Below are 21,339 nucleotides of genomic sequence, written 5' to 3' on the forward strand. Positions count from 1 at the left end.
AGCAGGGGTCGGTCGGCGTCTCCACCCATCGTCGATGCTTAATGAAATTCGCCCTGGCGTTAACCATGGCTCAAGTCTCGCGCGCGAACATGAAGGCCAGCGCTGGGGAGCGTAGGTTTGAAAGAGGGGGCGGCCATGGCCCGCATCCGTTCGCGTTCGCCGGTTCGCGGCGTCGTTGTCGTGCTTATGGGAACCGCGGCGCTGGCCGCCTGCGCCACGCCCCAGCCGCGCTACGCCGCCAAGCATCCGACTGTCGGTCCGACGCCTGGCGTGCTGCCGAACGGAGCAGGGGGCCGCTACAAGGTCGGCTCGCCCTACGAGGTCGGCGGCGTCTGGTACGTGCCCAAGGAAGAGCCGGGCTACGACCAGGAGGGGACCGCCACCTGGTACGGTCAGTCGCACCACTTGAAGACCACGGCCAACGGCGAGGTCTTCGACCGCTACGCGCTGTCGGGGGCGCATACGACCCTGCCGCTGCCCTCGATCGTCGAGGTCACCAATCTCGAGAACAACCGCACGGTCCAGGTCCGGGTCAACGACCGTGGTCCGTTCAAGGGCGGCGCGGTGATCGACGTCTCGCAGGAGGCCGCCCGCCAGCTCGGGTTCGAGCAGCAAGGCACGGCGCGGGTCCGCGTGCGCTATGTCGGGCCAGCGCCGCTCGGCGCGCCCGACGCTGGTCTGCGCTATTCGGCCTACACGCCGTCGCCTGCGCCGTCGCAATCGCCCCCGGCGCCGACCCCGTATGCGGGGCTGAATCCCGGGCCGGTCGAGACGCCTGTGGCGTCCCAGCCGCTGGCGCCCCTGACGCCGGTCGCCTCGACGCCGGTGCAGGCGCCGTCGGCCGGCGGCGGGCTGATCTATCGGGTCCAGGCCGGGGCGTTCTCCGACCCCGCCAACGCCCAGCGGGTGGTCAGCCAGCTCGGCTCTGCAGTCGTCGCCAAGGTCGAGCCGTTCCAGCGGGCCGACGGCATGACCCTCTACCGCGTGATGGTCGACGGGACCGCGGACGAGGGCGAGGCCTTCGATCTGCGCGACCGGGTGGCCGCCTACGGCTTCACCGAGGCGCGGGTGGTGCGTCCCGGCGCCTGAGCCGCATCGCCGCCGGCGACAGTTGAGCGCTGGACAAACGGGCCGAAGCGGCCATTTTGGCCGGCGTGACGCGTGGGCGGTTCATCACTTTCGAAGGCGGCGAGGGCGCGGGCAAGTCGACGCAGGTCCGGCGCCTGGTCGCACGCCTGCAGGCCGCCGGCCATGACGTGGTCGCCACGCGTGAGCCCGGCGGCTCGCCGGGGGCGGAGGCGATCCGCAACCTGGTGCTGAAAGGCGACGCCGATCGCTGGAGCCCGGCCACCGAGACCCTGCTGATGTACGGCGCGCGGCGCGACCACATCGAGCGGACCATCCTGCCGGCGCTGGAGCGCGGCGCCTGGGTGGTCTGCGACCGCTTCGCCGATTCCACCCGCGCCTATCAGGGCGGAGCCGGCGGGGTCGATCCGGCCTTCATCACCGCGCTGGAGACCTTCATTCTCGCCGACGTCCAGCCGGACCTGACCTTGGTCTTCGATCTGCCGGTCGATGTCGGCCTGGCCCGCGCCGAAGCCTTCGCCAAGGCCGACGGCCACGCCGAGACGCGGTTCGAATCCAAGGGCGTGGCGTTCCACGAGCGCCTGCGGGCCGCGTTCCGCGCCATCGCGGCGGCTGAACCGGACCGCTGCGCGCTGATCGACGCCGCCCAGGACATGGACAATGTCGAGGGCCAGGTGTGGCGGGCGGTCGAGAGCCGGCTGGTCCATGGCTGACGCCGCGCCGCATCCGCGCCAGGTCTTCGATCTGAAGGGCCACGAGGCCGCCGAAATGGCCTTCGAGGAGGCGCGCGGCCGCGGCCGGTTGCACCATGCCTGGCTGCTGACCGGGACTGAGGGGGTCGGCAAGGCGACATTCGCATTTCGCGCCGCCCGCCGCCTGCTGGGCGCGCCGCCGAACCCGGCCTATGGGGTGCTGGGCGCCTCGCCGGACCATCCGGTCAGCCGGCAGATCATCGCCCGCTCGCACCCGGACCTCATGGTGCTGGAGAAGATCGGCGAGGACGGCAAGCCGCGGAAGCTGATCCCGGTCGACGAGGCTCGCAAGCTCACGGACTTCTTCTCCAAGTCCCCGGCTTCGGCGCCGCATCGCGTGGCGATCATCGACGCGGCCGACGACCTGAACGTCAACGCCGCCAACGCGGTCCTGAAGACCCTGGAGGAGCCGCCGCCGCGCGGGGTGATCCTGCTGGTCTCGCATGCGCCGGGCGGTCTGCTGCCGACGATCAAGTCGCGCTGCCGCCGGCTGGGCTTCCAGCCGTTGCCAGAAGACGCGGTCACCGCCTTCGTCGAGGCGCGGACCACCGCCAACCCCGAGGACGCCATTCGGCTGGCCCGGATGTCGAAGGGCGCGCCGGGCAAGGCCCTGGCCCTGGCGCTGGCCGGCGCAGTGGCGGTGGACGACGCGGCCAAGGAAATCCTGCTGTCGCTGCCGAACGTCGACGAAGGCCTGGCGCTGTCTCTGGCCGATCGGTTCCGCGGGGCGGAGGGCGCGGCGCAGTTCAATCTGCTGCTGGAGCGGCTCGCCGAGCGCGTGCACGGCCACGCCATGCGGCTGGCCGCAGAGGGCTATGGCGGGCTTGATCGCTGGGCCGGAGCATGGGAGACGCTGCAGCGCCTCCCGCGGGAGGTCGAGGCCGTCAATCTCGACCGTGCGGACGCGTTCTTCACGGCCCTCACCGAACTGCGCGCCGCCGCGCGCGCCTGAAATCTCCGAATGCTGATCGACAGCCACGTAAACCTGCACGCGCACCAATTCGATGAAGACCGCGACGCGGTGATCGCCCGCGCCCGCGCCGCCGGCGTCGCGCTGATGGTCAACATCAGCGACAAGGTCTCCGGCTTCGCCGCCGTGCGCGCCCTGGCCGACCATCCCGACATCTGGTGCACGGTCGGCACGCACCCGCACGAGGCCAAGGAGAACCCCGACCTTTCGGCGGCGGAGCTCGTGGCCATCGCCGCCGACCCGCGCGTGGTCGGGATCGGCGAGACCGGGCTCGATTTCCACTACGACCTCAGCCCGCGCGACATCCAGGCCAAGGTGTTCCGCCAGCACGTCGCCGCCGCGCGCGAGACCGGCCTGCCGCTGGTGGTCCATACGCGCGAGGCCGACGACCTGATGGGCGACATCCTCGAGGAGGAGTACGCCGCCGGGCCGTTCAAGATGCTGATGCACTGCTACACGTCCGGCGCCGAGCTGGCGGCGCGGGCCGCGGCGTTGGGCGCCTGGTTCTCGGTGTCGGGCATCGCCACCTTCAAGGCCGCCGAGGACGTCCGCGCCGTGGTCCGCGAGATGCCGGCCGACCGCATCATCGTCGAGACCGACTGCCCCTATCTGGCTCCCGTGCCGCATCGCGGACGCCGCAACGAGCCGGCCTATCTGCCTGACGTGCTGAACAAGCTGGCGGAGATCCGCGGCTGGTCGAGGCACGACGCCGAGAAGCGGACCGAGGACGCGTTCTTCGCCCTGTTCGACCGGATCCCGCGGCCATGAGCGGGCGGCTGGAATTCACGATCCTCGGCTGCGGCTCGTCCGGCGGGGTGCCGCGGGCGGACGGCGACTGGGGCGCGTGCGATCCGGCCGAGCCGAAGAACCGCCGCCGCCGCTGCTCGCTGCTGGTGCGGCGGCTGGGGCAGGGGGCCGACAGCGACACCACCCTGATTGTCGACACCTCGCCTGACCTGGTCTGGCAGACGTCGGAGGCGGGGGCCAAGCGGCTGGACGGGGTGCTGCTGACCCACGACCACGCCGACCAGACCCACGGCATCGACGACATCCGCGCCTTCTTCATCCGCCAGCGGGCGCGGATCCCCTGCTACATGGATCCACCGACTGCGCTCAGCATGCAGCGCCGGTTCGGCTACGTCTTCCAGGGCGAGAACGGCTATCCGGCCATCGGCGACATCACACCGCTGGCGCCGCACGGCGAGCATTGGGCGGTCGACGGCCCCTCCGGCGTGATCCCGGTCACCACCTTCGATCAGGACCATGGCGGTGTGAGGTCTGTCGGCTACCGCTTTGGAAATGTGGCTTATTCCAGCGACGTGGTCGGGTTGGACGAGGCGGCGTTCGCGGCCCTGGACGGCCTGGACGTCTGGATCCTCGACGCGCTGCGCTGGCGGCCGCATCCGACCCATGCGCATGTCGACCTGGCGCTGGAATGGATCGCGCGCGCGCAGCCGCGCCGGGCGATCCTGACCAACATGCACATCGACCTCGACTACGCCGAGCTGGCGGCGCGGCTGCCGCCAGGGGTCGAGCCGGCCTTCGACGGCCTGCGTTTCGAACATGAACTGAGTGGCGATTTATCATGATTTCCTCGCCGCTTAAGCTTGGCTTCTTGGCGTCCAAGAACGGCACCAGCATGCGCGCCATCGTGGCGGCGGCGCGGGCGGGCGCGCTGTCGGCCGAGCCGCGGCTCGTGGTCAGCAACAATCGCAAGGCTGCGGCCCTGGCGTTCGCAGCCGAGCGCGGCGTGCCGAGCCTGGTGATCCCCACGCAGTCGGATCCGGACGCCGCGGACGCAGCGCTGTGCGGGGCGCTGGAGGCCGCGGGGGTCGAGCTGGTGATCCTGTCAGGCTATCTGCGCCATCTGGGGCCGCAGACGCTGGGCCGCTATCGCAACCGCATCCTGAACATCCATCCCGGCCTGCTGCCGGCGTTCGGCGGGGAGGGGATGTACGGCCGCCGGGTGCACGAGGCGGTGATTGCGGCCGGCGTCGCCGAGAGCGGCGCGACGATCCACGCCGTCGACGAGATCTACGACCACGGCCCGGTGATCGAACGTCGGACGGTCCCGGTGCTGCCCGGCGACGCGCCGGAAGATCTCGAAGCGCGGGTGGCCGCGATGGAGCCGGCCTTTTTCATCGAGACCCTGGCCCGCATCGCGTCCGGCGACCTGCGTCTGCCGGACTAGCCGGCGTCCTTCGCCAGCGTCTTGACGATCTTCACCCGGGAAAAGTCCTCGGCCGCGCGCCGCTCGAAGCCGAAAGCCTTGGCCGTAGTCAGCATCCCGGTGTTCTCCCGCGCCACGTCGCCCCAGACCTCCGACAGCCCCTTGGCCGCCGCGTAGTCGAGGATTTCGCCGAGCAGCAGCCGGCCCAGGCCCTTGTGCTGCTGGTCGGTGCGGACCATCAGCGCGAACTCGGCGGTCTCACCCTGCGGATCGCCGGCCAGACGCGAGACGCCGATGATCTTCTCACCGTCGTCGACCACCAGCGCCATCTCTCGGTCGTAGTCGATCTGCGACAGGCGCTCGGGCCAGCCCGGGGGCAGGGTGCGGAAACCCGAGCGGAACCGCAGGCGCACGTCCTCGGCGCTGCTCGCCTCGACCATGGCGGCGATCGCCGGGCCGTCCTGCGGGCGGATCGCGCGCAGCGTCACCGGCTGGCCGCCGACCATGATCTGCCGCTGCAGGCCGTCGGGGTAGGGGAGGATGGCCATCCTTCCTGACGCCTCGTCGGGCGCCCGCAGCCGGATCCGCGCCGCCAGGGCCAGGGCGCCGGACGCGTCGGCGAGCAGGGGATTGATGTCGAGTTCGGCGATTTCCGGTTCGCCGGCGGCGATCTGCGAGACCCGGACGATGACGTCGGCGATGGCGTCGAGGTCGGCGGCGGTGTGGTCGCGGAAGCCCTGCAGCAGGCGCGAGACCCGCGTGCGGCCGATCATGTCGCGGGCCAGCACGTCGTCCAGCGGCGGCAGGCCGATCACGTGGTCGGCGGTGACCTCGACGCTGATCCCGCCGGCGCCGAACATCACGATCGGTCCGAACAGGCTGTCCTGGGCGATCCCGACCAGGAGTTCGCGCGCTTCGGGCCGATGGACCAGCGGCTCGACCACCAGGCCTTCGATCCGGGCCTGGGGCCGGGCCTTGGCGACGCGCGCCAGCATCGCCTGGGCCTCGATCTGGGTTTCCAGCGCGCCCTCGAGCCCGAGCACGACCCCGCCGAGTTCGGACTTGTGGCTGACGTCCGGCGACAGGATCTTCAGCGCCACGGGGCCGCCGATCTCCTCGGCGATGCGGCCGGCCTCCTCTGGCGTCGCCGCGTCGCGGCCCTCGAGCGCCGGTACGCCATAGGCCTTCAGCACCTCTCGTGCTTCCGGGTCGGTGAGGGTCAGGCGCCCGTCGGCGCGGGCCTTGGCGATCACCGCGCGGGCCGCAGCGCCGTTGGGCGCCGCCATGGCGCCGGGGGTGCGGATCAAGGCTTCCTGGTTCTTGCGGTGATCGACCAGGTGCATGAAAGCCCGGACGGCCTCGTCGGGGGTCTCGTGCGCCGGCACGCCCGCCGCGGCCAGTCGCCGGCGGCCCTCGGCGACGGCGGTCTGGCCCATCCAGGCGCTGAGCACGGGGCGATGGTAGCGCTTGGCCTTCAGCACCTCGACCACGGCGTCGGCGGCGGCAGTGCTGTCCTCGACCGCCGTGGGGCAGTTCATCACCAGCACGGCGTCGGCGTTGCGATCTTCCAGCATGATCTCCAGCGCGCGGGCGTAGACCGGGGCGTGGGTGTCGCCGAGGATGTCGACCGGATTGGCCCCGGACCAGTGCTTGGGGGCCGTGGCCGCCAGCTTTTCCATGGTTTCGGGCGACAGCTCCGCCAGCCGGCCGTCGCGGGCTTCCAGCGCGTCCGCCGCCATCACTCCAGCGCCGCCGCCATTGGTCAGGATCGCCAGGCGGTCGCCGTAGACCCGCATGCCGGCGCCGAGGGTCGACACCGCGTCGAACAGCTCGCGCAGGCCGCCCACACGCAACATGCCGGCGCGTCGCAAGGCCGCTTCGTAGACCAGATCGGCGCCGGCGAGGGCGCCAGTGTGGGAGAAGGCGGCCTGAGCGCCGGCCTTGCTGCTCCCGGCCTTGACCACGACCACGGGCTTGGCGCGCGAGGCGATGCGGCCGGCGGTCATGAACTTGCGCGCGTCGGTGATGCTCTCGACGTACAGCAGGATCCCGTGCGTGTCGTAGTCGAGCGCCAGGTAGTCGAGCAGGTCGCCAAAATCGACGTCGGCCGCGTCGCCGATCGTCAGAACGTGCGAGAAGCCGACGCCGCGGGCATGGGCCCAGTCGATCGCTGCGGCGGCCACAGCGCCGGACTGCGAGACCAGCGCCAGGCCGCCGGGCGCCGGCGACAGGTGCGCGAAGCTGGCGTTAATACCTTGGCGCGGCGACATGAACCCCAGGCAGTTGGGGCCCAGGATCCGCATCAGAGTCGGCTTGGCCGCGTCCAGCATCTGCTGGCGCAGCGTCGCATCGACGCCGGCGCTGATCACGATGGCGGCGCGACAACCGGCCTGGGCCAGCTCGGCGACTACCGTCGGGACAGACGGCGCGGGCGTGGCGACGACCGCGAGGTCCGGAACCAGCGGCAGATCGGCGACGCTGCGATAGGCGATCGACGAGCGAATCGCCCGGGCGCTCAGCGACACTGGCAGCACCGGGCCGGAGAAGCCGCTTTCCAGCAGATTGCGCGACAGGACCTGACCGACCGAACCGGGCGCATTGCTGGCGCCGATCACGGCGATCGCATTGGGATGAAACAGCGCATCGAGGTTTCGCGTCGTCATGCCGGGCCGCCGTCTGCACTGTCAGCCAGGAGATTCTGGCCGGAGCCGCCAAGACACCGCGGGAGCGCCTGTCGATCAAGTCGGCTTGGCGCTCAGCGGCGAATCCCGCAGCGTCGGGGCTGAATCATCAATTGCCGATAATATTCCTTAGGCGATAAATGGATCGGCCAAATCACCAAACGTAGGAATCGCTTCGGCACAGTGGCGCGGGTTCAGAGTTTCCGTTCCCAAAGGCTGCGCGCCCGGCTTTCAAGCGTAGACGCTGAGGTCCATTCGCGTCTGGGCGGAGCACACTAGCCTCACTCCCGGACCGTGGGCGGCGTGCTTCCAGGCGACGCCGCCAGGCGGCGCTAGTGCTGACGCTTGTGTCCCCAAATGCTGGTCTTGTCGTGGCGCACGACGCGCCAGTTCTCATCGATATCGCGTGCGCCCCAGCCGTACTCGATCTCGAAGCCCGATGGCGTTTGGGCGTAGAACGACACCATGTGGTCGTTGGTGTGCTTGCCGAGCGTATTGGTCAGCGGAATGTTCGCCGCGTTGATCCGATCCAGCGCGAAGCCCACGTCGTCGAGGCTCGCCACCTGCAGCATGAAGTGGTTGAGCCGGCGCGGCACGGGCAGCGGCACCAGCGCCAGGGTGTGGTGGCGCGGATTGCAGTGGTAGAATTCCAGATCCATCCCGAACTCCTCGGTGATCTGCATCCGGATGATATCGGACAGCCGGAAGCCCAGGACTTCACTGTAGAACTTTCGGTTCGCGGCGATGTCGGCGGCTGACAGCACCACGTGGCCCAGCCCCTGTTCTCCGGTGACGAAGCCAGTGACGCCGGCGGGCGAGACGAACGGAACCTCCCCGCGCTGGGTCGGGCCGTAGTAGATCTCCACCGCAAGCCCCTGGGGGTCGGTGCACGCGATCATGCCCATCACGCCCCGAAGCTTCAGCAGTTCCTCGGCGCCGCGCTCGTAGGCTACGCCGGCGCCGGACAGGCGAGCGGCCATCGCCTCGAGGTCGGCGGCGCCCGTCACCTCGAAGCCGATATAGGCGATGTCGTTCTCAGGGCCTTGCTCGACGCTGACGCGCCAGCCCTGGGCGTCGATACGGAAGCGCAAGCTCCCTTCCGGCGCCTCGACCTGCATCATGCCCAGGGTTTCGGTTCCGAACCGGGCCCAAGCCTCAAGATCATCAGCCTTGAAGCCGACATAGCCCAACGACGCGATGCTCATCTCGCAGCCCTCCCCTTTTCCCGATCAGCCGCCGAAGCCGCCCTTGGCGGCTCCCGCCGGGCCCCGCGCCAGGAAGCCCAGCACCAGGTTGTTGAATTCGTCGGCGTGCTCCACCTGAGCCCAGTGGCCGCAGCGGTTCAGGATGACCGCCCGGCTGTTGGGGATGAGGCTGGCGGTTTTCAGCGTCACCTCCATGGGCACGGTCTTGTCGTCGCGGCCGTGGATCATCAGGGTCGGAACCGAACTGATGGCGAGCTTGCCCATCAGTTCCTCGATCCCTCCAAACGGGCCGCCTTGGCCCAGCGGGCCGCCCTTCAGCCAGTTGGTCAGGTGCTCGCGCTGCGCCAGCGCCCCGTCCGAGCGCTGCTTGGTCAGCTCTTCGGTCACGAACGAGGCGTCGTAGACCATGACCTCGACCAGCCGGCGGAAGTTCTCCGGGCTCGGGTTCATATAGGTCTCAGCGATCACCCGGATGCCCTGTGAGAGACCGCCCGGCGCAAACATGTTCGGCACCCCGAACAGCCCCGAGCCCATGGTGATCGCGTGGCTGATGCGATCGGGGTAGCGCGCCATGAACTCAAGCGTCGCCGCGCCGCCCATCGAATTGCCGACCAGCGCGGCCTTTTCGATGCCCAGCTCGTCCATCAGCAGCTTCACTGCCTCGGCATTGGCCGCGTTGCGGGGCTCTGCGGACGCGTCATAGACCTCGGATCCACCCCAGCCTGGAAAGTCGAGCGCGATCACGTGGTTCGTGGCCGCGAGCACACGCATATTTTGATGAAAGTTGCTCCAGCCGGTCGCGCCCGGGCCGGTGCCGTGCAGCAGGATGATCGGATAGCCTTCGCCGACCTCGTTGTAGTGCAGCTTCCAGCGCTTGGTCTGGACGAAACGGCTGGTGGACCCTTCTGTAAAGGCGGCAGCGTCGATAGCGGACATCGGGCGTTCCTCGGGTGCGTTTCTGATTAGGGGGCGGTCGCCGCGCGGGCCTTCAGGTCCAGCGCGACGTCGACGATCATGTCTTCTTGGCCGCCGACCATGCGGCGCTTGCCAAGCTCGAGCAGGATGCTGCGAACATCGAGACCGTAGGTCTCGGCCGCCTTCTCGGCGTGGCGCAGGAAGCTGGAGTAGACCCCGGCATAGCCGAGGCTGAGGGTCTCGCGATCGACCCGGACGGGCCGGTCCTGAAGGGGCCGCACCAGATCCTCGGCCGCGTCCATCAGGGCGAAGAGATCGGTCCCGTGCTCCCAGCCGTAGACGTCGGCGGCGGCGATGAAGACCTCCAGCGGCGCATTGCCCGCCCCTGCCCCCATGCCGGCGAGCGAGGCGTCGACCCGGATCGCGCCGTTCTGCACCGCGGCGATGGAGTTGGCGACGCCGAGCGAGAGGTTGTGGTGGGCGTGGATGCCGCGTTCGGTCTGCGGCTTCAGCACCCGGTCGTAGGCCTGCAGGCGCGCCGCGACGTCGTCCATCGTCATCGCCCCGCCGCTGTCGGTCACGTAGACGCAGTGAGCGCCGTAGCTCTCCATCAGCAGGGCCTGCTGGGCCAACGCTTCTGGCGGACTCATATGGCTCATCATCAGGAAGCCGGAGACATCCATGCCGAGCTCGCGAGCGGCCTCGATGTGCTGCTTGGAGATATCGGCTTCGGTGCAATGGGTGGCGACGCGGACCGAACGCACCCCAAGCTCATAGGCGTGCTTGAGGTCGTGGATAGTGCCGATCCCGGGCAGCAGCAGCGTGGTGAGCTTGGCGTGGCCGATCACCTCGGCGACCGCGGCGATCCAGTCCCAGTCGGTGTGCGCGCCGAAGCCGTAGTTGAACGAAGACCCGGACAGGCCGTCGCCGTGCGCGACCTCGATGGCGTCGACCTTGGCGTCGTCCAGCGCCTTAGCGATCACCCGCACATCGTCGAGCGAATACTTGTGGCGGATGGCGTGCATGCCGTCACGAAGGGTGACGTCCTGGATGTAGAGCTTGCTCATGCGAGGGCGCCCTGGCGCTGAACCATCCGCTCAGCGGTCTTCAGCGCCGCCGAGGTCATGATGTCGAGGTTCCCCGCATAGGCCGGCAGGTAGTGCGCCGCGCCTTCGACCTCGAGGAACACCGAGACCTTCAGGCCGGCGAAGGCTTCGCCCATTTCCGGGATCAGCAGCCGCTCGTTGTCGGTGATCGTCTCGAACTGAACCTCCTGCTTGAGGCGGTAGCCAGGCACATAGGCCTGGACCTCGGCCACCATCTCCAGAATTGAAGCGCGGATGGCCTCTTCGGCGCCGCCCTCACAGAGGCAGTAGACGGTGTCGCGCATGATCAGCGGCGGTTCGGCCGGATTGAGCACGATGACCGCCTTGCCGCGCCGCGCGCCGCCGACGACCTCGATGGCCTTGGAGGTGGTTTCGGTGAACTCGTCGATGTTGGCGCGGGTGCCTGGTCCGGCCGACTTGGAGGCGATCGAGGCGACGATCTCGCCATAGATCACGGGGCTGACCCGGTTCACCGCCGCGACGATCGGGATCGTCGCCTGGCCGCCGCAGGTGACCATGTTGACGTTGGGCTGATCGAGGTTGGCCAGGCCGTTGACCGGCGGGATCGTATAGGGGCCGATCGCCGCCGGTGTCAGGTCGACGATCCGCTTGCCGTGGGCGCGCAGGACCTCGTCGTGGCGCGCATGCGCCCCCGCCGAGGTGGCGTCGAACACGATCTCGATGTCCTTGAAGCGCGGCATCTCCACTAGGCCGTCGATGCCGTCGGACGTGATTGGCACGCCCAGGCGTTCGGCCCGCTTCAGCCCGTCGGAGGTCGGATCGACGCCGACGAAGGCGCCCATCTCCAGCACCTCGGACAGGCGCATGATCTTGATCATCAGGTCGGTGCCGATGTTGCCCGAACCGATGATGGCGACCTTGGTCTTCATCAGACGGCCCTCAGAACGAGCGGGTCGAAGCCGTCGATTTCCACGCGGTACTCAGCCGGAGTCAGGCCGACCATCGGGCCAAGGGCGCCGGAGAGAATGATCTCGCCAGCCCGGAGCGGCTCTCCGACTTCGATCGACGCATCAGCCAGCCAGGCCAGGGCGTTCAGCGGATCGCCCAGGGTGGCGGCGCCGGTCCCCTGAGAGATCACTTCGTCGTCGCGGAACAGCCGCATCGCCCGCTCGGGTAGCCGGGAGTCGGGTCCAAAGGGCCGCCACTCACCCACCGCAAAGCCGCCGCTCGAGGCGTTGTCGGCGATGGTGTCGACGATATCGATGTCCCACCCGGTGGCGCTGTCTACGATCTCCACCGAGACGGCCATCGCCTCGACATACGGCGCAAGCGACGCGCCGGACAGGCCAGGCTCGGCGATGTCGCGCCCCAGGCGCAGCGCGAACTCCGCCTCGATCCGCGGTGCGATCAGGCCCTTGAGCGGAACCTCGCCTGAGCTGAAATCCATGTCGTTCAGCAGCACCCCGAAGTCCGGAGAGTCGACGCCAAGCTGCCGCTGGACCGCCTCGGAGGTCAGACCGATCTTGCGGCCGACCCGACGGCGGCCTTCGGCCAGCAACCGGTCGATATTGATCTTCTGAACGGCATAGGCTGCCGCCACGTCCTTTGGCGGCAACTGACCGCGCACGGCGGCGATGGGCGCTCCGACGCGCCGGGCCTCTAGAAGCTGGTCGGCCACCGACCGGATTGTCGCCTCAAGCGTCGCCGTCATTGGGTCCTCCATCACGGTGTTGTCCCGCACCCTGGCCCCTTCCGGGAAATCGATAGTCGCGAAGCCACCCATCGACGGGATCGATGATCTAGAGCGTGGCGAGCCGGTGCACCGCGCCCTGCGCATAGGCGACCGGCGCTGCGCGAGCGCCCAACCGGACCTCGCTGACGGCCGCCGCGACAATGGTGTGGGTGCCGTAGTCGAATGCGGTGTCCGCCCGGCACGAGAGGCTCACGGCGCCGGCCAGGAACGGCGCCCCGTCCGAGCCGTCGCGCCAGTCGCCGGCGGCGAAGCGGGCGCGCTGGGGCGTGCTCCCGGCGAAGGTCTGGCAGAGCTCGGCGTTGGCCTCGTCGAGGAGGTTCACAGAGAAGCTCTGGCCGGTCGTCAGCGGCCCGTGCAGGCTGCGCCCACGATCAATGCTGATCAGCAAGGACGCCGGATCCAGACTTAGCGCGGTGACGGCGGTCGCCGTCATGCCCACCCGCGCCCCATCGGTTCCGCGCGCGGCCAGCACGCAGGGCGTCGCGGCGAGCCGGCGCAGGGCCTGGGTGAGATCGGCTGAGAGCGCGTCGGGCGTCGCCATGACTAGAGGGCGAAGTCGCCGTTCGGGGCGCCCAGCAGGACGCCGCCTGCGTTGAGCGCGCCCTTGTCGGCGTTCAGATAGGCGTGGTTTGACGCCGCCTGCACGTCGCGGAAGTAGCGTTGAAGCGGGTTCTCCTGGCGGATGCCGCGGCCGCCGCCGGCCTTGAAGAGAAGCTCGATGGCCTGCATCGCCACACGCGACAGATGCTGCGCCTCCCACTTGCAGCGGACACGCAGTTCCAGCGGAATCGGTTGGCCGGCCTGCACATAGCTGTCGAGCTCAGCGAAGTTGGCGTCGAGCAGCGCCCGCTGACTGCGGATCATGGCGTCGGCCTGGGCCAGACGCTGGCGCACGAACGGATCGTCGGCGGCCTTGGCGCCATCATAGGCGCCGAGGCGAACCTGCATCTGCTCCACGAAGGCCTCGCGCGCGCCCTCGGCCATGCCGAGCGTCACGACCGCCAGCGTGTAGGCGAACACGATCCCGAACGGATAGCGGAAGGTCGACGCCGTGAAGGTCGCCAGGCCTGGATCAATGCCGAGGAAAGAGTCGGAGAACTTGTGCGTCAGGTGCTCAGGCACGAAAGCCTTTTCGACAACGATGTCCTTGCTGCCGGTGCCCTTCAGGCCGAGCACGTGCCAGGTGTCGTCGATCCTGTAGTTGCTGCGCGGGATAATGAAGGCCCGTACGTCCGGCGGCAGGCCCGGCTCGGACGGGGCCCGCCCGCCGAGGATCGCCCAGTCGCAATGGTCGCAACCGCTCGAGAACGGCCAACGACCGCTAACCAGGAAGCCGCCGTCAGCACGCTCCACCGTCCCGAATGGAGCATAGGACGACGAGAGCCGCACCGAACTGTCCGCGCCCCAGATGTCATGTGCGGCCCGCGGGTCGAGCAGGCCGATCTCCCAGTTGTGGACCGCGACAAGGCACATGCACCAGGCGCTGGAGGGGCAGCCCTTCGCCAGCTCGATCGCGACGTCGAACAACGCCTTCGGCTCCATTTCGTAGCCGCCGTACTGGGCCGGCTGCAGGATCCTGTAGAAGCCCGCCGCTTCGAAGTCGGCGACGGTCTGCGGCAAGACACTGCGCGCGTCTTCGGTGGCCTGGGCGCGTTCGGCAAGCGTGGGCACGAGCGCCTTCGCGCGTTCAAGCAGGTCCGCGGCGGTGGGTCTCTGGTCGATGGCGATCTTGTTCATGTCGTCCTCCCGTCCCCTGTGTGAAGGAATCGGGGTGACACCAGAACTTTTCTGTTCTGATCTGAGCCATAGATATCTCGAATGGCTGGAGTGCCATGGACGACCTCGAACGCAGCCTGCGGCAAACCAACCTGAACCTGCTTCCGGTGCTGCGTGAGATCCTCAAGCATCGGAACCTGACCCGCGCCGCGGAAGAGCTGAATCTTACCCAGGCCGCCGTGAGCAACAGTCTCCGCCGACTGCGAGATCACTTCGGCGACGATCTGCTGGTGAAGGACGGCCGCGGGCTGCGGCTGACCGAGAAGGCGCGACGGATGGTCGGTCCGCTGGAGGCGGCGTTGGCGGCGGTCGCCGACGTGCTCGCCGGCGAGGCTTTCGCGCCGGAGCGATCTCGCCGACGCTATCGCATCGCAACCGCCGACTATGTCACCGCCGTCCTGACGCCCAACCTCACCCGCCTGCTGGGCGAAGAGGCGCCGCTGATGAGCGTCCAGATGGTCACGGCCCGCGGGCGGTCGGCCGAGGACCTCCGGCTCGAGAACATCGACATCTTGATCTCGCCTCGGCAGATCATTTCGGCCGCCATCTTCGATGCACCGCGGGTGATGGCTGAGTTCGCGTTCGAGGATCTGGCGCGCGACCCGTTCGTTTGCCTCGGCCGGGCCGACGACGCCGACCTGGCCGCAGGCCTCAGTAGAGAGGCCTATCTCGCCCGCCCGCACGCGAGCTTCTTCCTGGACCTCGACGTTCACGCCAGTCTTGAGCACGCCTATCTGCTCGAGAACGGAATTGGACAGTTCGATCGGCTGCTGACGTCCGACTTTTCGGTCCTGCCGCTGGTGGCGGCGGCGAGCGATTGCCTGACCCTGGTGCCCTCGAGCCTGGCCGCGGCGGCCATCCGTAGCCTGCCGCTACAGTCCGTACCCTCGCCCCTCCCCGTCCCGGACCTGGAACTGGTGATGATCTGGCTCAAGCGCCGTGACGCCGACCCGGAGATCAGATGGCTACGAGAGGCATTGCGACGGTGCGCACCAGCCTTCTCGCCGCTCGACCCATCCGTCTGATCGATAGGTCGCTGCGCCTTATCGATTTGGCCTGATGCGCCCGCGATCCGAGAGTGGAGCAGGATGCGCGTCCATGCGCCTGCTTTGGAAATTTTGAGATGCAGCCCAAATATTCGACCGCCATCGCCATTGCGGGCGCCGGCCCGGTCGGCATGACCTTGGCCATTGATGCAGCCCTGCGCGGCGTGGATGTGATTTTGATCGAGGCCCGTGCGGCCGGCGAACCGCCGAGCGCCAAATGCAACACTGTCGCTGCGCGGACGATGGAGACCTTTCGCCGACTCGGCGTTTCCGAAGCCGTCCGGGCCTCCGGCCTGCCGGACGACTATCCGACCGATACCACCTACTGCACCTCGATCACCGGGCACGAACTCACCCGCATCCGCATGCCCGCCCGCGCCGAACGGAGCCAGCCCGGCTTTCACGACAGCGATTGGCCGACCCCTGAGTCCATGGTGCGCGTCAGCCAGCTTTACCTTGAACCCATCCTCTACGAGCGCGTGAAGTCGCTGCCGAACATCACCGTGCTCAATCGCACCTCTGTCGACGCCTACGACCAGGACCCCGAGGGCGTCACCCTTCACTGCAAGGGCGATGACGGCGAAGAATTCGATATCCGCGCCCAGTACCTCGCCGGCTGCGACGGCGGCAGGAGCACCATCCGCAAGGCCATGGGCGTCAGCCTGGTCGGCGACGCCGAAATCTCCCGCACCCGCAGCACCCTGATAAGGGCGCCAGGCCTGAAGGCGCTGTTCGGCGCACGTCGGCTGGCCTGGATGAGCTGGGTGCAGAACCCCAAGCGCAGCGGCACGGTCATCGCGATCGACGGCGAGGACGTCTGGCTTGTGCACCGGGGAGTCGGAGCCAGCGAAGCCTTCGAAGATGTGCCGTTCGACGAGTCCATTCGTGACGTGCTCGGGGTCGACGAGAGCTTCACCTGGGAAGTCCTGAACCACGAAGACTGGATTGGCCGCCGCATGGTCGCCGAACGCTTCCGCGATGGCCGGGTGTTCATCGCCGGCGATGCAGCTCATCTCTGGGTGCCGTTCGCCGGCTATGGGATGAATGCCGGCATTGCGGACGCCACGCACCTGTCCTGGTTGCTCTGCGCCGTGCTGAAGTGCTGGGCGGACGCCAGCATTCTCGACGCCTACCAGGCCGAGCGCCAACCGATCACCGAGCAAGTCTCGCATTTCGCGATGAACAAGGTTCTCGAGAACGTCGAAGCGATGCGCTCGGGCGGTACGATCCCGCCCGCGCTCGTCGCCGATACGTCGGAGGGCGAGGCTATCCGACGGTTCCTGGGACAGCGGCTGTTCGAGATCAATGTCCCGCAGATGTCTCCGGAAGGGCTCAACTTCGGGTACTATTACGAAGGCTCGCCAATCATCGCCTATGATGGCGAGGCTGCGCCCACCTACGACATGGGAAGCTTTACCCCTTCGACCGTCCCGGGCTGCCGCCTGCCCCACTTCCGGCTCGCCGATCGTGGCTCGATCTACGATCAGCTGGGAGCGGACTACACTGTGCTCAGTTTTGGCGCCGATGTGGCCCCGCTGGTCAAGGCGGCTGAGGCCACCGGCGTTCCGTTGAAGGTCGTTCGGGCAGACCGCCCCAACGATGTGGCCTTCCAGCATGAGCTGCTGATCGTTCGCTTTGATGAGCACATCGTCTGGCGCGGAAACGAGGCTCCGGCCGACTCTGTCGCACTGATGTCGAAGCTCAAGGGAAGCACTACAGCGATCACGGCCTAACAGCTTGCCGCTGGGCCCATCAAGGGCCCAGCGGTTTTCGAGTTAGCTGACAACCGCCGCCTTCAGGTTTCGGGAACCGGCCCAGAACAGCGCCGAGGCGACCAAGCCGAAGAGCGAGCACAGCACCAATGACCAGCGAACTCCTCCCGCCTCTCCCAGGCCGCCAGCGAGGGTGTCGCTGACCAGGCCGACCAACAACGGTCCGAGGCCCAAACCGAGAAAAAGCACGAAGCTCGATTGGAGCGATGCGGCAGTCGCCCTCGTATCCGGCCGCACCACGCTTTGCAGCGCTGCAAAGGTCGGCCCTAGCCAAAGCGCCCCGAGGACGCCTGGAGGAATCAGAAGCAGCAGCGCCATACCGGTGTCCGGCGTCAGGAAAGCCGCGACCTGAAACGGGATCGAGAGTGGCGCGGCGATCGCCGGGATCAGCAGCAAGTTGGTAGCGTCGCGGCGGCCGAGACGATCCCCGAGGTAGCCGCCCAGCCAGGTGCCGAACACCCCTCCGATGCCGGAAATGAGCCCCAGGCCCAGTCCGACCATGGCCAGGGGACCAAGGTGCAGCCCCGTCACATCTCCAATTTGGGCTGCGACCTTGGCCAAACCCTCCTTGTGCACGCGGAGGAAGAAGGAGCCGAGAAAGGCCACCTGGCCGTAACTGACCAGGGCCTTTGCGGCCGAGGCGAGGCAAACCCACCAGAAGACCGAATTGCCCTTCAGCTCGGCGAAGCACTCGCGCACGCTGCGCGCTGGCGGGCGGTCGGATACGCCTGAGCGCGGATCCTTCAGGGTCAGTCCGGCGACGATGGCCAGCAGGATGCCCGGTACGCCGGCCAGAAAGAACGCCACCCGCCATCCGAATTGATCCGCCAGCACTCCGCCTAGGGCGAGCGCAACCAGCCCGCCGACCGAGATTCCGAGCGAGTAGGTCCCCATCGACGAGGCGCGTTTCTCCTTTGGGGCATAGTCGGCGATCAGGGACAGCGACGGCGGCTGGCACCCGGATTCGCCAAGTCCCACGACCACGCGGGCGAGCAGGAGTTGAGTATAGTTCTGTGCCAGGCCGCAGGCGGCGGTGAACGTGCTCCACACCAGCAGCGCCCCGGTGATCACCCGCGCGCGATTGGTCCGGTCGGCGATGATGGCGATCGGGATGCCGGTGATCGTGTACAGGGACGCGAACGCCAAGCCGGTCAGCAGGCCAAGCTGGAGATCAGACAGGCCGAGGTCCCGCTTGATCCGCTCGGCCAGGATGTTGACGATCTGGCGGTCGAAGAAATTGATCAGCGCAATGCAGAACAGCAGCCAGACCACGTAGGTCCGGTAGGCTTTGGAGGCGGCTGGCGCCGCGCTCTCGTCGGAGGTTTCAAGGCTGGCGGCCGACACGGGGCGCACTCCTGCTGTTCCCAGGAACAAGGACGGGCGCCGGCAAAACGCCGCCGCCCGTCAGGTCCAGAGGAAGGTTGAGTTAGAAGGACTTGGTCACGGCCACGCCGTAGGTCCGCGGGTCGGTGATGAAGCCGTTTCGGAACAGCACGCTGTCGGACAGGAAGAAGTCCTGCACGTCCTGCTCGTTCGTGAGGTTCTTCACGAACGCCTCGAGGGTCACGCCGTTGGTCGGATTGGACACCTGCGCCGAAAGATTGATGTTCTCGCGGCTGTTCAGACGGTCGGCCTCAGTGTTGTAGACCCGGGCGAAGGTTTCACCCTGGCGATAGTAGTCGGCGCGGACGCTGGCCTCCCAATCGCCCACGAGGGTCCAGTCGTATTGCGCGCCCAGGTTCAAGGTGGACTTCGGCGCGTTCGGCAGCTGGTTCCCTTCAAGGTTCTTGGCGATGCCCTCGCTGGCGGCGGGGTTGAGGCACACCGTCAGCATGCTGGTGATCGGCGCGCCGGCGTTGACCGCATTGATGGCCGAGGCGATCAGCGCCGGCGGCGCGATGCAGGTCTGGCCGGTGATCGACTTGATCACGGCGAAGTTCGGGTTGCCCGCAGTCCGGTCGAAGGTGTCGATCGAGGCGCCATTCTTGATGCTCGAGTCCAGCAGACCCAGCGATCCGTTGAGCTGCAGCCCCGGCAACGGGCTCCACATCACTTCGAAATCTGCGCCGTAGACCTCGGCATCGACGTTCTCGATGACCGACTGGCGGTTGGCGATCTTGGAGACCTGATAGTTTTTGTAGTCGTAGTAGAAGGCCGTGACGTTCACGCGCAGCGAGCCATCCAGCAGCGTGTTCTTCGTGCCGATCTCGTAGGCGTTGACGTACTCTGGATCGAAGACCTCCGTCACGCCGGCGAAGCCAACCGCCGCTGCCGGGTTGAGGCCGCCCCCCTTGTAGCCTTTGGAGTAGAAGGCATAGACGAGGGTGTCGCTGGTGAAGCTCAGTTCGGGCTGCCAGTCGACGCCAAAGCGGCCGGTCAAGGCGTCGAACTTGGCCTTCTGCTCCGGCGGCGTGCCGGGCGGATAGCCCCTGCCCGGCTGCAGGATCCGGGTCGGGATGTTCTGCGCGACCTTCTCGTCTTCCGTGTAGCGCAGACCGCCGGTGACCTTCACGCCTTCAACGGGCTTCCAGTACAGCTCGCCGAACGCGGCGGAGGCTTTCAGGCGGTAGGGCTGCTGGGACAGGAAGTAGTTGTGGCCATCTCCGCTGGGCGGGTTGTTCGGGTCGACATAGATGCATGTCGCCGACGCTGGCGGACAGTCGCCGGTCCCCTGGGTCGCATAGCGGAAGCCGGTGAAGCCGTTGGCGATGATGTATTGGCGGTTGTTGTTGGCGTAGTCGAGATAGATGCCGCCGACGTTGAAGTTGACCGGGCCGTCGAAGTCCGATTGCAGGCGCAGTTCCTGCGTCCACTGACGGGTCGCGACGGTGATGTCGTCATAGGTCGACATCCGGTCCGACAGCCCGATCTGCGGATCGTTCAGGACACCGCCCGGGGTCACCGGCGTGACCAGGAACGTCGTCGTCGGTCGCGCACGGGTGTAGTCCGACTTGGTGTGCTGCTTGGTCTCGCTCCACGACGTCAGCGAGGTCAGCGTAAGCTGGTCGGTGATGTTGAAGGTCGTGTTCCAGAGCGCCACGTCGCTCTTGTTCTCGTAGATCGGATCGAACCGAGACTCGATGTCGTAGAGCCCCGGCGTCTGCATCTTGCCGGCGTAGGGATCATCGTTCACCAGGCCGCCGCGCAGCGCGAAGATCGTCTCGACCGCCGCTAGATAATTGGGCGTACCGAGCGCGTCCGACGCGTAGACGGAGGTCGCGCGGCAGCCCTGGCCCAACAGTCCGCGTTGCAAACGCGCCGTCACCGGATTGGTGGACACGCTGGCCCCGCCGACGCTGGTCGGGCCCTCGTCCTTCGAGCAGTACTGCTTGCCGATCCGCGAGCGATGATCATCCTCTCGGAAGTGGTCCCACATGAAATAGGTCGCCAGGCGATCGGTGGGCTCCCAGGCGATGGTCCCGCGCAGCCCATAGAGGTCACGGTCGTCGATATCGGAACCGGTGATGATGTTATTGCCGAAGCCGTCGCGTCGCGAGGAAACGCCAGCCAGGCGCACCGCGAGGTTCTCCGCGATCGGCAGGTTGATCATGCCGCGCAGCTTGATCGAGCTGTAGTCGCCCAGCTCCAGTCGGGCGTTGGCGCCGAAGTCGGGCTTCGGCTTGGCGGTGATGATGTTGACGACCCCGCCGGTGGCGTTTCGGCCGAACAGCGTCCCCTGCGGACCGCGAAGAACCTCGACCCGCTCGACATCGTAGAAGTCGGCGTCGGCAAGGGTGTTGGTCGTCAGCGGGGCGTTGTTCAGGTGGATGCCGGTCGCAGCGTCCCCGGTCACGGTGCCGGTCTTCGAGCCGATCCCCCGGATGACGAAATTGAAGCCGCCTCCGTTGGTGCGCGAGAAGGTGACGTTCGGAATGGCTTCCTGAAGGTTCTGCCCGCCGTCGATCCCGCGGCGGTCCAGTGACTCTTGGTTGAAAGCGGAGACAGCGATCGGAACGTCCTGCAGCGACTCTTCGCGCTTCTGCGCGGTCACGACGAGTTCCTCGATGACATTGGTCTCTTGCGCGTAGGCGGACGTCGCCGCCAGCGCGCCGGCCGAGACGCTGGCAATCAGGCCAGCACGCAGTTTTCCCCCGAGTGGCATAGTTCTAGTTCCTCCTTGTGGAAGCTCTTGGCGGCTCTTGTGCA

Annotated in this window: 18 protein-coding genes; 8 read left to right on the forward strand and 10 right to left on the reverse strand. The window is 67.7% G+C overall.

What is annotated here, in order from left to right:
• Positions 1-135 precede the first annotated feature (135 nt).
• The 6 genes from ACSQ2H_RS11110 to ACSQ2H_RS11135 all read left to right on the forward strand — a co-directional run bounded on the left by ACSQ2H_RS11110 (position 136) and on the right by ACSQ2H_RS11135 (position 4,999).
• Positions 136-1,089 (forward strand): septal ring lytic transglycosylase RlpA family protein, encoded by a 954-nt coding sequence (locus ACSQ2H_RS11110; RefSeq protein WP_436061451.1) that lies wholly within the window; start codon positions 136-138, stop codon positions 1,087-1,089.
• 65 nt (positions 1,090-1,154) lie between these two features.
• Positions 1,155-1,799, forward strand: coding sequence for a dTMP kinase (gene tmk, locus ACSQ2H_RS11115; protein ID WP_436063564.1), 645 nt, complete (start codon positions 1,155-1,157; stop codon positions 1,797-1,799).
• Positions 1,792-2,790: a DNA polymerase III subunit delta' gene (locus ACSQ2H_RS11120; protein ID WP_436061452.1), complete on the forward strand. Its 999-nt coding sequence runs from the start codon at positions 1,792-1,794 to the stop codon at positions 2,788-2,790. Before tmk ends, ACSQ2H_RS11120 begins: the two co-directional genes overlap by 8 nt.
• 9 nt (positions 2,791-2,799) lie before the next feature.
• On the forward strand, positions 2,800-3,576 hold the full coding sequence (locus ACSQ2H_RS11125) for a TatD family hydrolase (protein ID WP_436061453.1): 777 nt from the start codon (positions 2,800-2,802) through the stop codon (positions 3,574-3,576).
• A complete protein-coding gene (locus ACSQ2H_RS11130) occupies positions 3,573-4,397 on the forward strand; it encodes an MBL fold metallo-hydrolase (protein WP_436061454.1) in 825 nt (274 codons plus the stop codon). The genes ACSQ2H_RS11125 and ACSQ2H_RS11130 overlap by 4 nt, the downstream gene beginning before the upstream one ends.
• Positions 4,394-4,999 (forward strand): formyltransferase family protein, encoded by a 606-nt coding sequence (locus tag ACSQ2H_RS11135; RefSeq protein WP_436061455.1) that lies wholly within the window; start codon positions 4,394-4,396, stop codon positions 4,997-4,999. Before ACSQ2H_RS11130 ends, ACSQ2H_RS11135 begins: the two co-directional genes overlap by 4 nt.
• On the opposite strand, the gene ACSQ2H_RS11140 is transcribed toward ACSQ2H_RS11135, so the two are convergent.
• From ACSQ2H_RS11140 to ACSQ2H_RS11175, 8 genes are all read right to left on the reverse strand, one after another.
• Positions 4,996-7,641, reverse strand: coding sequence for a bifunctional acetate--CoA ligase family protein/GNAT family N-acetyltransferase (locus tag ACSQ2H_RS11140; RefSeq protein WP_436061456.1), 2,646 nt, complete (start codon positions 7,639-7,641; stop codon positions 4,996-4,998). The two genes, ACSQ2H_RS11135 and ACSQ2H_RS11140, sit on opposite strands and share 4 nt — an antisense overlap.
• A 350-nt stretch (positions 7,642-7,991) precedes the next feature.
• Positions 7,992-8,864 carry a biphenyl-2,3-diol 1,2-dioxygenase gene (gene bphC, locus ACSQ2H_RS11145; protein WP_436061457.1) on the reverse strand — a complete coding sequence of 291 codons (873 nt, stop codon included), beginning with the start codon at positions 8,862-8,864 and terminating at the stop codon, positions 7,992-7,994.
• Positions 8,865-8,888: 24 nt separating this feature from the next.
• Positions 8,889-9,800, reverse strand: a complete 912-nt coding sequence (locus ACSQ2H_RS11150; protein ID WP_436061458.1) for an alpha/beta fold hydrolase — start codon at positions 9,798-9,800, stop codon at positions 8,889-8,891.
• 26 nt (positions 9,801-9,826) lie between these two features.
• Positions 9,827-10,846, reverse strand: coding sequence for a 4-hydroxy-2-oxovalerate aldolase (gene dmpG, locus ACSQ2H_RS11155; protein WP_436061459.1), 1,020 nt, complete (start codon positions 10,844-10,846; stop codon positions 9,827-9,829).
• Positions 10,843-11,775, reverse strand: a complete 933-nt coding sequence (locus ACSQ2H_RS11160) for an acetaldehyde dehydrogenase (acetylating) (RefSeq protein ID WP_436061460.1) — start codon at positions 11,773-11,775, stop codon at positions 10,843-10,845. The genes dmpG and ACSQ2H_RS11160 overlap by 4 nt, the downstream gene beginning before the upstream one ends.
• A complete protein-coding gene (locus ACSQ2H_RS11165; RefSeq protein WP_436061461.1) occupies positions 11,775-12,629 on the reverse strand; it encodes a 2-keto-4-pentenoate hydratase in 855 nt (284 codons plus the stop codon). The genes ACSQ2H_RS11160 and ACSQ2H_RS11165 overlap by 1 nt, the downstream gene beginning before the upstream one ends.
• A gap of 16 nt (positions 12,630-12,645) precedes the next feature.
• On the reverse strand, positions 12,646-13,140 hold the full coding sequence (locus tag ACSQ2H_RS11170; protein WP_436061462.1) for a flavin reductase family protein: 495 nt from the start codon (positions 13,138-13,140) through the stop codon (positions 12,646-12,648).
• A 2-nt stretch (positions 13,141-13,142) separates the two neighbouring features.
• A complete protein-coding gene (locus tag ACSQ2H_RS11175; RefSeq protein ID WP_436061463.1) occupies positions 13,143-14,336 on the reverse strand; it encodes an acyl-CoA dehydrogenase family protein in 1,194 nt (397 codons plus the stop codon).
• A 95-nt stretch (positions 14,337-14,431) separates the two neighbouring features.
• Between ACSQ2H_RS11175 and ACSQ2H_RS11180 the strand changes: the two genes are divergently transcribed.
• Both ACSQ2H_RS11180 and ACSQ2H_RS11185 read left to right on the forward strand, forming a co-directional pair.
• Positions 14,432-15,400 carry a LysR family transcriptional regulator gene (locus ACSQ2H_RS11180; RefSeq protein ID WP_436061464.1) on the forward strand — a complete coding sequence of 323 codons (969 nt, stop codon included), beginning with the start codon at positions 14,432-14,434 and terminating at the stop codon, positions 15,398-15,400.
• Between the two features lie 98 nt (positions 15,401-15,498).
• Positions 15,499-17,154: an FAD-dependent monooxygenase gene (locus ACSQ2H_RS11185; protein ID WP_436061465.1), complete on the forward strand. Its 1,656-nt coding sequence runs from the start codon at positions 15,499-15,501 to the stop codon at positions 17,152-17,154.
• A 42-nt stretch (positions 17,155-17,196) separates the two neighbouring features.
• Here ACSQ2H_RS11185 and ACSQ2H_RS11190 read toward each other — a convergent pair whose 3' ends face one another.
• On the reverse strand, positions 17,197-18,537 hold the full coding sequence (locus ACSQ2H_RS11190; protein ID WP_436061466.1) for a spinster family MFS transporter: 1,341 nt from the start codon (positions 18,535-18,537) through the stop codon (positions 17,197-17,199).
• Positions 18,538-18,619: 82 nt separating this feature from the next.
• Positions 18,620-21,295, reverse strand: coding sequence for a TonB-dependent receptor (locus ACSQ2H_RS11195; protein ID WP_436061467.1), 2,676 nt, complete (start codon positions 21,293-21,295; stop codon positions 18,620-18,622).
• Between the last annotated feature and the right edge of the window lie 44 nt (positions 21,296-21,339).

The sequence above is a fragment of the Phenylobacterium sp. LjRoot97 genome (assembly GCF_964254345.1).
Lineage (GTDB): Bacteria > Pseudomonadota > Alphaproteobacteria > Caulobacterales > Caulobacteraceae > Phenylobacterium.

Coding starts and splice junctions, on each gene's coding strand:
- ACSQ2H_RS11165 (WP_436061461.1), bottom strand. CDS start 12,629: ATGGGTGGCTTCGCGACTATCGATTTCCCGGAAGGGGCCAGGGTGCGG.
- ACSQ2H_RS11160 (WP_436061460.1), bottom strand. CDS start 11,775: ATGAAGACCAAGGTCGCCATCATCGGTTCGGGCAACATCGGCACCGAC.
- ACSQ2H_RS11130 (WP_436061454.1), top strand. CDS start 3,573: ATGAGCGGGCGGCTGGAATTCACGATCCTCGGCTGCGGCTCGTCCGGC.
- ACSQ2H_RS11195 (WP_436061467.1), bottom strand. CDS start 21,295: ATGCCACTCGGGGGAAAACTGCGTGCTGGCCTGATTGCCAGCGTCTCG.
- ACSQ2H_RS11175 (WP_436061463.1), bottom strand. CDS start 14,336: ATGAACAAGATCGCCATCGACCAGAGACCCACCGCCGCGGACCTGCTT.
- ACSQ2H_RS11180 (WP_436061464.1), top strand. CDS start 14,432: ATGGACGACCTCGAACGCAGCCTGCGGCAAACCAACCTGAACCTGCTT.
- ACSQ2H_RS11125 (WP_436061453.1), top strand. CDS start 2,800: ATGCTGATCGACAGCCACGTAAACCTGCACGCGCACCAATTCGATGAA.
- ACSQ2H_RS11185 (WP_436061465.1), top strand. CDS start 15,499: ATGCAGCCCAAATATTCGACCGCCATCGCCATTGCGGGCGCCGGCCCG.
- ACSQ2H_RS11140 (WP_436061456.1), bottom strand. CDS start 7,641: ATGACGACGCGAAACCTCGATGCGCTGTTTCATCCCAATGCGATCGCC.
- dmpG (WP_436061459.1), bottom strand. CDS start 10,846: ATGAGCAAGCTCTACATCCAGGACGTCACCCTTCGTGACGGCATGCAC.
- ACSQ2H_RS11170 (WP_436061462.1), bottom strand. CDS start 13,140: ATGGCGACGCCCGACGCGCTCTCAGCCGATCTCACCCAGGCCCTGCGC.
- ACSQ2H_RS11120 (WP_436061452.1), top strand. CDS start 1,792: ATGGCTGACGCCGCGCCGCATCCGCGCCAGGTCTTCGATCTGAAGGGC.
- ACSQ2H_RS11110 (WP_436061451.1), top strand. CDS start 136: ATGGCCCGCATCCGTTCGCGTTCGCCGGTTCGCGGCGTCGTTGTCGTG.
- ACSQ2H_RS11150 (WP_436061458.1), bottom strand. CDS start 9,800: ATGTCCGCTATCGACGCTGCCGCCTTTACAGAAGGGTCCACCAGCCGT.
- ACSQ2H_RS11135 (WP_436061455.1), top strand. CDS start 4,394: ATGATTTCCTCGCCGCTTAAGCTTGGCTTCTTGGCGTCCAAGAACGGC.
- bphC (WP_436061457.1), bottom strand. CDS start 8,864: ATGAGCATCGCGTCGTTGGGCTATGTCGGCTTCAAGGCTGATGATCTT.